Annotated in this window: 11 protein-coding genes; 9 read left to right on the top strand and 2 right to left on the bottom strand. The window is 68.8% G+C overall.

Features of this window, described 5'->3' with window-relative positions; all coding sequences use genetic code 11:
• The first annotated feature begins 90 nt into the window (after window positions 1-90).
• The 5 genes from HNQ07_RS10490 (at window position 91) to cydB (ending at window position 7,205) form a co-directional block, all read left to right on the top strand.
• Window positions 91-1,410, top strand: coding sequence for a CehA/McbA family metallohydrolase (locus HNQ07_RS10490; protein ID WP_184111437.1), 1,320 nt, complete (start codon window positions 91-93; stop codon window positions 1,408-1,410).
• A gap of 116 nt (window positions 1,411-1,526) precedes the next feature.
• Window positions 1,527-3,170, top strand: a complete 1,644-nt coding sequence (locus tag HNQ07_RS10495; RefSeq protein ID WP_229831913.1) for an ATP-binding cassette domain-containing protein — start codon at window positions 1,527-1,529, stop codon at window positions 3,168-3,170.
• Complete coding sequence (locus HNQ07_RS10500) at window positions 3,167-4,756, top strand: amino acid ABC transporter ATP-binding/permease protein (RefSeq protein ID WP_184111445.1); 1,590 nt, start codon at window positions 3,167-3,169, stop codon at window positions 4,754-4,756. Before HNQ07_RS10495 ends, HNQ07_RS10500 begins: the two co-directional genes overlap by 4 nt.
• Window positions 4,753-6,168, top strand: a complete 1,416-nt coding sequence (locus HNQ07_RS10505) for a cytochrome ubiquinol oxidase subunit I (protein WP_184111447.1) — start codon at window positions 4,753-4,755, stop codon at window positions 6,166-6,168. The genes HNQ07_RS10500 and HNQ07_RS10505 overlap by 4 nt, the downstream gene beginning before the upstream one ends.
• A complete protein-coding gene (gene cydB, locus HNQ07_RS10510; RefSeq protein ID WP_184111449.1) occupies window positions 6,165-7,205 on the top strand; it encodes a cytochrome d ubiquinol oxidase subunit II in 1,041 nt (346 codons plus the stop codon). The genes HNQ07_RS10505 and cydB overlap by 4 nt, the downstream gene beginning before the upstream one ends.
• Window positions 7,206-7,350: 145 nt before the next feature.
• Here cydB and HNQ07_RS10515 read toward each other — a convergent pair whose 3' ends face one another.
• Window positions 7,351-7,542 carry a hypothetical protein gene (locus HNQ07_RS10515; protein WP_184111451.1) on the bottom strand — a complete coding sequence of 64 codons (192 nt, stop codon included), beginning with the start codon at window positions 7,540-7,542 and terminating at the stop codon, window positions 7,351-7,353.
• A gap of 110 nt (window positions 7,543-7,652) precedes the next feature.
• On the opposite strand from HNQ07_RS10515, the gene HNQ07_RS10520 reads away from it, so the two are divergent.
• From HNQ07_RS10520 to HNQ07_RS10535, 4 genes are all read left to right on the top strand, one after another.
• The gene (locus HNQ07_RS10520) at window positions 7,653-8,141 is read left to right on the top strand and encodes a YbhB/YbcL family Raf kinase inhibitor-like protein (protein ID WP_184111453.1); all 489 of its coding nucleotides are present in this window, start codon (window positions 7,653-7,655) and stop codon (window positions 8,139-8,141) included.
• Window positions 8,138-9,184, top strand: coding sequence for a YncE family protein (locus tag HNQ07_RS10525; RefSeq protein WP_221274914.1), 1,047 nt, complete (start codon window positions 8,138-8,140; stop codon window positions 9,182-9,184). The genes HNQ07_RS10520 and HNQ07_RS10525 overlap by 4 nt, the downstream gene beginning before the upstream one ends.
• Window positions 9,185-9,493: 309 nt before the next feature.
• Window positions 9,494-10,312, top strand: a complete 819-nt coding sequence (locus HNQ07_RS10530) for a ParA family protein (protein ID WP_184111455.1) — start codon at window positions 9,494-9,496, stop codon at window positions 10,310-10,312.
• A complete protein-coding gene (locus tag HNQ07_RS10535; RefSeq protein ID WP_184111457.1) occupies window positions 10,309-11,187 on the top strand; it encodes a ParB/RepB/Spo0J family partition protein in 879 nt (292 codons plus the stop codon). Before HNQ07_RS10530 ends, HNQ07_RS10535 begins: the two co-directional genes overlap by 4 nt.
• A gap of 227 nt (window positions 11,188-11,414) precedes the next feature.
• Here the strand turns inward: HNQ07_RS10535 and HNQ07_RS10540 are convergent, their stop codons facing one another.
• Window positions 11,415-13,199, bottom strand: coding sequence for a DUF5060 domain-containing protein (locus HNQ07_RS10540; protein ID WP_184111459.1), 1,785 nt, complete (start codon window positions 13,197-13,199; stop codon window positions 11,415-11,417).
• Window positions 13,200-13,211: the final 12 nt, after the last annotated feature.

Genomic DNA, 13,211 nt, shown 5'->3' on the forward strand with positions numbered 1-13,211 from the left:
CCCTGAACGTAGGCCGGGTGTGTGACGGGCGGGTCTGCGCGTGGTCATCACCCTGTCAGTCGGCTGACCGCCCTGCCCTACCCTCGTGTCATGGAATGGCACCGCTCCGCGTTCACCCTCGTCCCGACCGACACCAAGACGCACCGCCGCATTCCGGTGGACCTCCCGGCCGGCGCCGGAGCGCTGCGCGTCACGCTGACCTTCACGCCGTGGACGCTCGGCGACCTCAAGAACCTCGTGACCCTCAGCATCACCGGACCGCGCGGCTTCCGCGGCGCTGGGCACCGGCACGGCAACGCGGTGGAGGTCCTGATCGCGGCGGACCACGCCACGCCCGGGTACGTGCCCGGCGAGATCGAGGCCGGGACGTGGACGGTGGGCGTGCATACGCACCTGGCGCTGACGGCCCTGGACGCGGAGGTCGTGGTCGAGACCCTCCCCTCCCCTGCCCCGCTCCCGCACACGGCCGACACCCCCCTGCCGGCCCTGCCGCCGCTCCAGGCTGGCGAGTGGATGATGGGTGACCTGCACTGTCACACCACGCACTCGGACGGCCGCTGGTCGGCCCGGGACCTGGCGGCGGCGGCCCTCGCGCGCGGCCTGCGGTTCCTGGCGCTGACCGACCACAACACCGTCAGCGGGCGCGGCGAGCTGGCCCGGAACTACCCCGGCGTCCTGCTGCCTGGCCTGGAACTCACCACGTATTACGGGCACGGGGTCATCATCGGCCACCCGGAGTACGCCGACTGGACCGCCTACACCCAGCAGTCCGGCATGCGCCCCCTGTCGGACACGCTGTGGGCGGACGCGGGCGCGTACGTGACCATCGCCCACCCCTTCGCGCCGGGCGATCCCTTCTGCACCGGGTGCAACTGGACGTACTTCGACCTGCGGCCCGGCGACGCCACACACCTGGAGGTCTGGAACGGGCAGCGGTCCGGCACCCACAACGCCCTCGCGCTGGAGCACTGGTACGGGCTGGTCGCGGCGGGGCGGCGGGTCGTCGCCACTGCGGGCACCGACAACCACGGCCCCACGTACCGCCCGGACCACGGCCTGACCTGCACGCCCGCCACCGCCGATCCTGCCCGGCTGGCCGCGCAGCTCGCCGCCGGCGAGACCTACCTGTCCACCGACGCGGCCCTGAAGCCCTCGCTGCGCGCGGGCGGACACGACATCCGGCTGGGCGGCACCTTTCCCGGCGGGCCGCTCGACGTGCGCCTGGAATGGACGCGGCCTGTCACCGGAACGCTGGTGTGGGTGATCGACGGCCGGCGTGAAGAGGAACCGGTTCGCGGCCTGGAACCCATCGAACGCACGGTGGACGTGCGCCGCTGGCTGAACGTCGAGGTCCGCTCGCCGGACGGCGCGCTGCACACCCTGAGCAACCCGGTGTACGCGGGCGGGTGACCTTCGGCGCAGCGGCGTCTCAGACGCACTCCAGACACGCTCACCGTGGCCGGTCTGCTTGAGCCGTGAGGACAGGTGGCCTTGTGGGTGGCTGGCCGGCCGCCCACCATGGTCACGTGAGCCGGCATCCCGCCCTGTCCGTGCGCGCCCAGGTCATGGACGTGCCTGGCCTCCGCGCCCGGCTGGTGCTCACCGCCGTGTGGAGCGCTGTGGGCCTGGGAGCGACGGTGGGCGCCTATGTCGTGCTGGCGCGCGTCATCGCCGGTACGCTGCTGCACGGCATCCCGGGCGTCAGCGTGCCGGACGCGGGCTGGCCGGACCTGGGCTGGATCGCCGCGCTGCTGGGCCTGCGCGCAGTGGCGTCCGCCGCGCGGGAGCGGCTGGGCGTCCGGCTGGCCGCGCGGGCGCTGCGCACGTGGCGAGGTCGGCTCACGTCCCGGGCGCTGGACCTCGGCCCGGTCGCCCTGGCTGACCTGCACGGCGCCGACCTCGCCACCCTGGACTCGGAGCTGGGCCCGCGCCTGACGCCGTATTACGCCCGGTACCTGCCGGGCGCGCTGCATGCCGGTCTGGCATTCGCGGTGACGCTGGGCGCGGCCCTGTGGCTGGACCCCTCGACGGCGCTGCTCCTGCTGGTGACGGGGCCGCTCGCCCTTGGCTTCCTGGTCCTGGTGGGGCTGGCCACGAACGCGGCGAGCGCGCAGCAGTGGCACGCGCACACCCGGCTGTCCGCGCGGCTGCTCACGCTCACGCGCGCCCTGCCGACCCTGCACGCCTACGGAGCGGTGGCGCCCTACCGGGCTGTGCTGAGCGACTCGGCACTCCGGCACCGCGAAGCGACCATGCGGGTGCTCAGAATCGCCTTCCTGAACGGCTTCGTGCTGGACTTCGCCGCGACGATGGCCACGGCGCTGGTCGCGGTGTGGATCGGCGTGCGGCTGTTCGCCGGCGAGGCGGCGCTCGCCCCGACGCTTGCGGCGCTGATGCTGGTGCCGGAGTTTTTCGGACCTTTGCGGCAGCTCGGCGCGGACCGGCACGCGGCGCTGGACGCCCAGCCCCTGCTCGCGCAGCTCGGGGCGCTGCTGGCCCGGCCGCTGGCCCCGACCGGCGCGGTTCGCGTGCCGCCCGGCGTCCCGGAAATCCGCCTGCACGCGGCGCACGCCCGGCTGACGACGCCGATGGCGCCGCTGAGCGTGACGGTGGCACCCGGCGCGCTGGTGGCGCTGCGCGGACCGTCCGGAAGCGGCAAGACGACCCTCCTGCATGCCCTGCACAAGCACGTGCCACACGATGGCGTGATCGAGGTGGGCGGCGTACCGCTGGACGCGCTCGACCGGACGGCGTGGCAGGCGCGGGTGGCCTTCGTGCCGCAACACCCACGGCTGATGGCCACGACGCTGCGCGAGAACCTGCGCGCGGCGCAGCCCGACGCGGACGACGCGGCGCTGGGACGGGCGCTGGCGGCTGTGGGCCTGGCACGGTTGCCCGCGCAGCTGCCGCTGGGGCTGGACACGCCCCTCGGGGAGGGGGGGACCGGACTGTCGGGCGGCGAGACGGCCCGCGTGGCCCTGGCGCGGGCGCTGCTGGCGGGCGCGGACGTGATCTTGCTCGACGAGGTGACCGCCCACCTCGACGCGGACAGCGAGGCGGCCGTGCTGGAGGTCGTCCGGCGAGCGTTTGCCGGCCGCAGCGTGCTGATGGCCACGCACCGCGCGGTGCCGGCCGGCTGGCGTGAAGCGCGCCTGGAGGCCGGCGCGTGACGGGCGCCGCGCTGCTGGGCCTGCTCGCCGCGCTCGCCGGGGTGGGGCTGGCGTTCAGCTCCGGCCTGCTGATCTCACGCGCGGCGTTGCGGCCGGAGGATTTCCTGAGCCTCACGCTGCTGGTCACGACCGTCCGGGCGCTGGGGCTGGGCCGCGCCGCGCTGCGGTATGCAGAGCGCGTGGTCGGGCACGCCGAGGCCCTGCGCGGCGCCCAGCGGCTGCGGCTCGCGCTGTTCGACACCGTGGCCCGCTTCGGCCGGGACCTGCTCGCCTTCGAGCGCAGCGGAGACGTGCTCGCGCGCTCCGGCGCGGACGTGGACGCCCGGATGTTCCATGCCCTGCGCGTCACCCTGCCGCTGTGGGCGCTGGTCGCCGTCGTGGTGATGGTCGTGGCGGTCCTCCTGCACCTCGATCCCCTCCTGGCCGGACTGGCCGGCGTGCCGCTGGTCGTGGCAGCCGTCCCGACATGGCTCGCCCGCGCCCACGTCGCGGCGCTGGCCCGGGAGGAGAGCGACGTGACCCGGCGCCACGCGTCCGCGCTCCTCGACGCGCTGGCGTCTAGCAGTGACGGAGCGGGCCGGGTATATGCGCCCGCACTCGGCGTCATGACGGCCACCCTGGAGGACCTGAGCCTGCGGCTGGGCGCCGTGGCTTGGCGCGTCACGCTGCTGCGGGAACTCGCGTTCGGGGTGGCCGTGTGCGGCGTGCTGTGGCGCGGCGCGACCCTGGTCGCCGGCGGCGAGGTGCCCGGCCCGCTGCTCGCGGCCGTCACGCTCGGCACGGCCGCCGCCTTCGACGCCCTGACGCCGCTCGCGGCCGTGCCCGCAGCGAGCGCCCTCGACCGCCGGGCACGTGAACGGGCCGCCATGCTGGATGCGGTACAGCCCGCCGTCCGGGCGCCGGCCATGCCGGTTCCCGTGCGCGGCGGCCCGCTGGCCCTGGTGGACGTCTCCGTGGTCCGGGCCGGTCGGACGGTCGTGCAGGGCGCGACAGTGACCCTGCATCCCGGCGACCGCGTGTCCCTGAGCGGCCCGAGCGGCGGCGGCAAGACCACGCTGGCGCGCCTCCTCACCCGGGACGTCGATCCGGATGGAGGGCGGGTGACGCTGGGCGGTGTGGACCTCCGGGACCTCGACCCGGACGCGGTCCGCGCGCGCATCAGCGTGCATGAGCAGGACGCGCCGCTGCTGGACGGCACGCTGCGCGAGAACGTGCTGCTCGGCGACCACCACGCCCCGGACGCCCGGCTTCGCACACTGCTGGACGCGCTCGACCTGGGGCACCTGCCGCTGGACGTCTGGGTCGGCGAGGGCGGCACGCGGCTCTCCGGCGGCGAGCGGGCTCGGGTCAGTGTCGCGCGTGCGCTGCTGCGGCCGTCTGAGGTGCTGATCCTCGACGAACCGACCGCCCACCTTGACGGGACCACCGAGACGCGCGTCCTGGACGTCATCCGGCGGGAACTCGGCGGACGCACCCTGCTCCTGATCACGCACCGCGAGGCGCCACTGGGCCTCGTCATGCGTCACCTCACCCTGCGCGGCGGCCAGCTCACGGCCGGAGCGGCCGGGACAAGGACGGCGATATGAACGAGATCTTTGGCCTCAGCACCCTGGACCTGTCACGGTTCCAGTTCGCCACGACGAGCATCTTCCACTACTTCTTCGTGGCGTTCACGGTGGGTTTCTCGCTGATCATCGCGGTATTGCAGACGCTCGCCCACCGGTCGGGCGACCCGAAACTCGAGAACCTCACGCGGTTTTTCGGCCACCTGTTCTTCATCAACTTCGCGGTCGGAGTGGTGACCGGCATCGTGCAGGAATTCCAGTTCGGCATGAACTGGCAGAGCTTCTCCAACTTCGTGGGCAACATCTTCGGCGTGCCGCTGGCGCTGGAGGTGCTGATGGCCTTTTTTCTGGAGAGCACCTTCCTGGGCCTGTGGTGGTTCGGCAAGGGCCGTCTGCCCGCGTGGGCGTCCCTGGCGAGCATCTGGATCGTCGCGGTGGGCACCACCATCAGCGCGTTCTGGATCATCATCGCCAATGCGTGGATGCAACACCCCGTCGGGTACACCCTGAAGAACGGCCGGGCCATCATGACGGACGCGTGGGCGGTCGTCACGAATCCCAAGGGACTGGAGTGGTTCGCGCACCTGTGGACCGGGAGCCTGACGGTCGCCGCGTTCTTCGTACTGGCCGTCAGCGCCTACCACCTGCGCCGCCGGCACAACGTCTCTGCGTTCACCATCAGTTTCAAGGTCGCGCTGGTCGCCGCCCTGGTCGGCTCGGTCGGCGTGACGGCCGCCGGCCACGTGCAGGGCCAGAGCGCCGTGCGGGACCAGCCCATGAAGTACGCGGCCTTCAGCGCCCTGTGGAACACCCCCGAGGGCTCCACCATGCCCGAGAGCCTGGTCGCCCTGCCGAGCAACGCCGAGCGTGACAACCGCTTCGAGATCAGCGTGCCGTACCTCGGGTCGTTCCTGGCGTTCAACAACCTCCACGAGAAGGCCCGTGGCCTCAACCAGTTGCAGGCCGAGTACACCGCCAGATACGGCCCCGGCAATTACATCCCCTACGTGTGGCCGGTGTACTGGGCGTTCCGCGTGATGGTCGGACTGGGCGGCGTGATGCTACTGGTGAGCCTCTACTACATGTGGCGCTGGCGCATGGGTCGGCTGGACCGCCCCGGCCGCCTGTACCCGCTGCTGCTGGTGATGCCGCTCGCGCCGCACCTGGCGAATTTTAGCGGTTGGATCGCCACGGAGATGGGCCGCCAGCCATGGGTGGTGCAGGGGCTGCTGCGCACCGCCGACGCGGTCAGTGCCCTCAGCCCCCTCACCGTGCTGCTGTCGCTGGTCGCGTTCTGGCTCGTGTATCTCACCCTGATCGGCCTGGACGTATTTCTGCTGACCCGCACCGCCCGCGCCGGCATGCACGACCCGGACGTGGAAACCCCGTCGGTCCCGGCACCGGTCTACCTGCCGGAAGGAGCGGCCCCGTGACCCTCGACCTCCCGACCGTGTGGTTCATCCTGACAGCCGCCGTGTTCACCATCTACTTCTTCCTGGACGGCTTCGACTTCGGGGTGGGCATGCTGCAACCCTTCCTGGCCCGCAACGAGGCCCAGCGCCGCGCCTTGATCAGCACCGTGGGGCCGTTCTGGGCAGCGAACGAGGTGTGGGTGATCCTGGCGGCCAGCGCGATCTTCGCGGCCTTCCCGCTGTGGTACGGCGCCCTGCTGAGCGGCCTGTATCCCCTGTTCACCCTGATCCTGCTCGCCATGATCGGCCGCGGCGTCGCCTTCGAGTACCGCGCCGAGGTGGACCACGTCCGCTGGCGCACCTTCTGGGACGTCACGGCCTTCATCACCAATGTCCTGCCCGCCTTCCTGTGGGGCGTGATCATGGCCAATCTGGTGCGCGGCCTGCCGCTGGGAGTGGATGCCCACCTGCAGGGAAACCCGCTGGTCGCCTTTGACGTATTCAGCGTGCTGGGCGGCCTCGCTACGCTCAGTCTGTTCGTCCTGCACGGCGCGACGTTCCTGCTGCTGCGGCTCGACACCGGCAGCGTCCTGTACGCGCGGGCCCGGCGTGCGGCGCTGTCATGGGGCGCCGTGGCGACGGTGCTGGTGCTGTCTTTCGTGGTGATGGGCTTTGTGCGGGTCAACCTGTTCAAGACCCTCGGATTTGCCGAGTGGCTGTTTCCCGCCGCCGCTGCCGTGAACCTCGGCCTGATCTGGCTCGCCCTTACCCTCCGGCGCGATGGGCTGGCCTTCACCGCCACGGCCCTGACCATCGTATTCTCCACCGCCACCATCTTCGTCAGTCTGTTTCCGAACGTCCTGCCCAGCACCCTGAACGCCCAGTACACCCTCACGGTCCAGGGCAGCGCGAGCGAACCGTACACCCTGCGGCTGCTGAGCTGGGTGGGTGTGGTCTTCCTGCCGCTGATCATCGCGTACCAGGCGTGGAGCTACTACGTATTCCGGCAGCGCATCCGCGACCAGGACGAGGCCATTCCCGGCGGAGCAAACGACTGAGATAAGGCAATGAGGGGACGCTCGGGTCGGGGGTCGAGTGACCACTCACCGGCCGCCCACGTCCTCTCCCCTACCAGCAACCATGCTGTTGACATGCCGTGCCTGCACCATCGAGCATTGGGCCCGAACGGCCCGTGATGCCAGATCAGCGTGGAGGAATCAGGACGGCCGGGAGGTCGCCCTCGTCGTTTGGTGTGGAGAGAGTCGGCTCCGCACGCGTCCGGTCATCCGACGTGCGACTGGTCACCATGAACAGATGCTCGAGCAACAGTCCGACCAGATCGGTGTTGGCCTGCTGGTGGGAGCGTTGCTCCCGGGGGTCCGGCTCGCTGTCCATCCCGCCACCGTACACCCTCCATTTCCGCAAGCGTGACGCATGTGCCGCGCCGCCCAGAATGTAGCGGCCCTTTCATGCCGTATTGACCCGCGGGGATCATAACTTCGGGGATGCGTCATCTCGCCCTGCCCGCGCTTGTCCTGCTCAGTACAGCCGTTGCCAGCCCCCTTCAGGTGGCGCTGGGCGCGCACGATCCCGCGCTGCCCTGCGGGGCGACCACGACGCCGGCCCTCACCGTGACCGGCACGCCGCCGGCCGGCACGAAAAGCCTCGCACTGATCGTCTGGGATCAGCAGCCGCACGCGCTGAGTGGCCGCTGGCTGGTCTACGATCTGCCGCCGACCACCCGCACCCTGACGAGCGTGCCGGCCGCGACGCTGGCCGTCGCCGGCGGATACGCTGCGACAAATGAGGCCGGACGTCCCGGGTACAGCCCGGTGTGCCTGCGTGGCGCGCACGACATCTACGTGGACCTGTATGCCATCGATGTCCACAGCCTGAACATCGCGGCCGGCTCTTCCCTGCAACGGGTTCACGCGCTGATCAAACGGCACCGTCTATTCGAGGCCAAGGCCCATCTGCCGTGGGTGGTGCGGTGAAACGGCTGATGGCCCTGCTGTGCATGGCGGCTGGCGCTGCTCACGCCACCGACATCTACCGCTACACGCACGCCGGCATGCTCGCCCCCAACGTGCGCAATCTGGCACCCCGCGTGTATGTCCCCAACGGCAAGGACGCGACCGTGAGCGTGATCGACCCGGCCAGCTTCTCCGTCATCTCGACCTTCAAGGTCGATCAGGAGCCCCAACATGTCGTGCCGTCCCACGCGCTGGGCGCGCTGTACGTGGCGAGCGACGAGGGCCGCCAGTCGCTGACCCCTATTGACCCGCTCACCGGCAAGCCCGGCACACCCATCCCGACTCCGGACCCGTACAACCTGTACTTCACGCCCGACGGCAAGTACGCCATAGTGGTCGCCGAGAATGCGCGTCGGCTCGATTTTCTCGACGCCAGGACCATGACGCCGGCCTTCCACCTCACGGTACCGTGCAAGGGCATCAACCACATGGATTTCAGTCCGGACGGTCAGCATGTGCTGGCTGCCTGCGAGTTCAGCGGCGACCTCCTCAAAATCGACCTGTCGGCGCGGAAGATCACGGGCGAGCTTCACATCGGCGGCATGCCACAGGACGTGCGGATCGCCCCTGACGGCGCATACTACTTCGTGGCCGACATGGAGCGGGACGGCGTGCACGTCATCAACGCCACCGGCCCGCAGCCGCGCGAGGTGGGCTTCGTGCACACCGGAAAGGGTGCCCACGGCCTGTACCCGAGCCGGGATGCCACCCGCCTATTTGTCACGAACCGCGATGAGGGCTCGATCAGCGTGATGGACTTCCAGACCCGGCACGTGGTCGCCACCTGGCGCATTCCTGGCGGAGGAAGCCCGGACATGGGCAGTGTGTCCGCTGATGGCACACAACTGTGGCTGTCCGGCCGTTACAGCGACGAGGTGTACGTGTTCGACACCCGCAGCGGCAGGATCATGCATCGTATCCGCGTGGGCAAAGGGCCACACGGTCTGACGTACTTCCCTCAGCCCGGCAGATACTCCCTTGGCCACACCGGCAACTACCGCTGACTCTGCCAATCCGCATGGTAAGTGGGCTCACCGATGTCGACGATCCGTCGGCCCCGCAAGTGAATTGGAGCTCGGACCAGCTCACAACAGGAGCGGGCACGCGTTGAGCTTAGAACAGTTGCACGGTCTGCCCTTCCCTGCTCCTGACCAGAGGGCACACCAAACTCCGTGACCTCATCCAGCGAGCCAGAAGGTGGCGTCGATAAAACGTACCAGCTGACCCAGAATGCAAATGACTTGGAATGCGAGCCCTGTCAAGCGAGGCGTGCCGTAGCCTGGCCAAGCTGTGGGGGTAGCATGGCAGCACTGATGAACGTGCTGACCTTCTTCAACCATGCGGGCGGCGTTGGCAAATCCAGCTCCGTGCGTGATATCGGCTTCACGCTTGGGCAGCTCGGTTACCGGGTGCTCCTCATCGACGCCGACCCACAGGCGAACCTCACCGACTGGCTCGGCGTGAGGGCCATCGAGCGGGACGGAGAGCGGCGAGAGATCGAGTTGGATGACACGCTCTACCCGGCTGTGCTGGGCGATGACAACGAAGACCTGACGCTCCCAGAGCCCATCCGCGTGCATGGCATGGATCTGATCCCCGGCCACCTCGACGTGGCCACCATTGAGCCCATGCTGCCAGGCCAGCTGATGGGTGTCCTGCGCCTGAAGGAAGCCCTGAAACCGCTGGCCTCCCGCTACGATTTCGTGCTCATCGATCCTCCACCCAGCCTGGGACAGCTCAGCGCCCTGGCCGTGATCGCGGCTGACCACGTGGTCGTTCCCGTTCCGGCAAGCGGCAAGGGACTCAAGGGGCTGCAGACGGCCAACGTGATGTTGTCGCGCTTCCAGAAGGCCAACCCTTCCCTGAAACTGTCTCTAATTCTGGTTACGCAGTACAACGACACCACGAACCACAGCCGCGAGAGCCTGAGCCAGATGCGTGCCCAGTTCGGTCACCTCGCGCCGATTAGCAGTCCGCTGACCTACCGTCCGGCGTTGTACCCAGACTCCCAGCTTCACGGTGCTCCGCTTCCCGAGTTCGCGCGGCGCAATCCGGTCAGCGAGGAGATCATGAACGTCACGCGCCAATTGCTGGACGCTATCGGAGTGAAGCCACAGGGGAGACCTGCATGACCAGAGCCAAACGAAGCCGCGCCGACGCCTTCTCATCGCTGCTGGGCGCGCTGCCAGTGGCAGGGGAGACCGGACAGACGGTGGAGATTGACCGGATCCGGGTGCTGCCGGGCCAACCGCGCCGTGTGTTCGATGTCGAGGCCATGGAGTCACTCACCGAGAGCATCCGCGAACAGGGCGTGTTGCAACCCGTGCTGGTACGCCCGGCGAGCGGCGGCTTCGAGCTGATTGCTGGCGAACGCCGCCTCCGGGCCGCGACAGCCGCAGGGTTGACACAGATTCCGGTCGTGATACGGGAGGTACCGGACGATGACGTGCTTCTGGTGGCGGCCCTGGAGAACCTACAGCGTCAGGATCTCAACCCTCTGGATGAGGTAGAGGCGACGGTGACGATCCTCGCCCGCGAGCTGGACGTGGCAACGGAGCAGGTCGTACCTCTCCTCCATGCTCAACGGCGGAAGCCTCATACGGAGACCACCGACCGCATAGAGCAGGTCTTCCGGCGCCTGGGTCGTGGGGGATGGCAGTCGTTCACAGCCAACAAGACGGGAGTCCTCAAATTTCCTACAGAACTCCTAGACCTGATGAGGACTGGGCGCCTGGAGTACACCCGTGCTGCGGCCCTGGCCAAGGTGAAAGACGCCGAGCGCCGTCATCAGCTCACACAGCAAGCACTCAGCGACAAGCTCAGCGTGCGTGAAATCAACGAGCTCGCCAAGCCGGCCACGCTAAGCCCAATGCCCTACCAGACGATCAAAGGCCTGATCGAGCCGCGACGCATTGAGCAGCTCGGCAAGAAAGACAGGGCACGCGTGGACAAACTGCTGCGCGAGCTGGAAGAGATCCTGACGTCGGACGCTGCATTTCGCTCATAACGTTATGAGCAGGTGTGGCAGCCGACGCGGGTTGGCCGAGGCAGTGGCATAGACACACCTAAGGTGAGTCACCGACGTGTACTTCAGATTCGGACATTCGCCCATCGCCAGCTCTGTCGAGGCCGACCATCGCGTTCGCGACACCTATTGCATGTCATCTAACGCATGGTGGGTCGGCCGACTGCCAACCTTAGGCCGGCGGCTCACACCTCCAGCTGAGGCGGCCGTTACCGGGGATCGACCCGCAGCGCCAAGTCGCGCGTGAAGGTGGGCGAGGGAAGAGTGAGTCCGCCGCCGATGACCGTCACCGCTTGACCAGCCAGCCAGTGCCCGGTCTGCGGATCGAACCAGCGGGCGGTGTAGGGGCCATCGCGCAGGCCGCGGATGGAGAGGTCTGTTCGCCGCTGTGGGAACACAGGCGGCTCCCCCTCCTTGAAAGTGCCGTCCAGCAGAGCGTCAGTCTGCATGCGCTGCACTCCACTCGTTGAGTACACGTCGCTGACCAGCCATGCCAGCGCGTACGTGTCCGAACGCAGCACGCGCGCCGTCACGTCCGGTCGGCTGCTGCGGGCGGTCACGGGGCGCAGCGTGGCAATGGCCGAGTCCTTCAGGAACGCGGCAAGGGGCGCGTAGTCCGGCCAGAAGTTCTGAGGGTCGATCAGCGAGTCCCACCACCAGTAAGAACCTGGCCCAGCAAAACCCACGAACAGCGGCGCCCACAACCCAGTATGGAAATGGATTCTCTCCAGCAGCGGGTCGCCGCCACTCCCAGCGGAAAAGCCCAGTTCGGCCAGCAGTACGGGCTTATCAGGCGCAGACTCCTGAAATTGCCGTGCCAGTGATACCAGTTCGAGCGAGAGGTCACGCGCGGTGTACAGGTGTGCCTGAGCGAAGTCCACGCTGCCGTCCCGCCACGTCGCCGCGGCCGCGCCGCCGCTGAAGCTGGTACTGATCGGATGGCCGTAGGGATCGAGGGACTTCATATAGGTACTCATCTCGGTCAGCCACGGCCGCAACTCGGCCTCGGGGATCGGGGTGAAGTTCTCCTCGTTCCACCATTCCCACGCGAACACGCTCGTGAACGCAGCGTAGCGGGCCGCAATGTAGCGGACGCGCTGTCGAAACAGCGCGCGGGCGCGGGCGTCCGTGACGAACTGGCCGGGCTTGGCCAGCGGGCCGCCATTAGCGGCGTTGTACGGGTTGTCCTTCCACTCGGGATTGGTGGTCTCGCTGAACGCTCCGTGGTTGATCAGACACAGCTCGAGGTGGATGCCACGCGCCTGCGCCAGCTCGAGCACCCGGTCGAGCAGCCACGCCTGCCGTTGCCGCGCCGAGTAGTCGCCCAGGCCGGTGTCCCTCCACTCGATGCCGAAGGCCCACGACGCCATCCACACCCGCGCGTAAGTGCCGCCGCTGGCCGCCAGCCGGTCGAACCAGCGCTCGTAGTCGGCCAGGACATTCCCCGTACTCCACGCAATGTTCGGGCCGATGGGAATGAACGTGCGGCCCCGGCTATCCGCGAAGAACCGCGGCGAGGTGCGCGAGCGGGTGATGAAGCCCGGCGCGTCGCTGGCCGTCACCGTCAGCGTGCGCTCCCGGCCCCTCACAGCTCCGATCCGGGGCATCATCGAATACGTGCCAGGTTCGGTCGGCGTGAAGCGTACATGCCAGCCCCCCGCGTCTGCAGGTGTGCCGTCCGCCGCGTAGTCCACCATCCAGAAGGCGGGGACGCTCAGCGTCGTCCCGGAGGGCAGGGTCACGTCCAGCGTGAGGTCAGCGTGTGCTGGATCGTAGGGGTTGAGGGCCCGCCCATCCGTGACCACGCGCAGGTCAAGCCGCGTGAACTGCGCCGATGTCGCGGGCAGACCCGTGAGCTCCGCGGTGGTGGAGGCGTTCAGCGGCGTGGCAGGAATAATGGGCGGGGGCCGCTGCGCAGCGACCACACCGGCATGATCTATGACGCCGATCAGGGTTGCGGTCACGAGCACGGAGTACAGGAACTGTCGGCGCATCGACACCTCGGA

The organism is Deinococcus metalli (assembly GCF_014201805.1).
GTDB lineage: Bacteria > Deinococcota > Deinococci > Deinococcales > Deinococcaceae > Deinococcus > Deinococcus metalli.

Coding starts and splice junctions, on each gene's coding strand:
- HNQ07_RS10520 (WP_184111453.1), top strand. CDS start 7,653: ATGCGTCATCTCGCCCTGCCCGCGCTTGTCCTGCTCAGTACAGCCGTT.
- HNQ07_RS10530 (WP_184111455.1), top strand. CDS start 9,494: ATGAACGTGCTGACCTTCTTCAACCATGCGGGCGGCGTTGGCAAATCC.
- HNQ07_RS10490 (WP_184111437.1), top strand. CDS start 91: ATGGAATGGCACCGCTCCGCGTTCACCCTCGTCCCGACCGACACCAAG.
- HNQ07_RS10535 (WP_184111457.1), top strand. CDS start 10,309: ATGACCAGAGCCAAACGAAGCCGCGCCGACGCCTTCTCATCGCTGCTG.
- HNQ07_RS10505 (WP_184111447.1), top strand. CDS start 4,753: ATGAACGAGATCTTTGGCCTCAGCACCCTGGACCTGTCACGGTTCCAG.
- HNQ07_RS10515 (WP_184111451.1), bottom strand. CDS start 7,542: ATGGACAGCGAGCCGGACCCCCGGGAGCAACGCTCCCACCAGCAGGCC.
- HNQ07_RS10540 (WP_184111459.1), bottom strand. CDS start 13,199: ATGCGCCGACAGTTCCTGTACTCCGTGCTCGTGACCGCAACCCTGATC.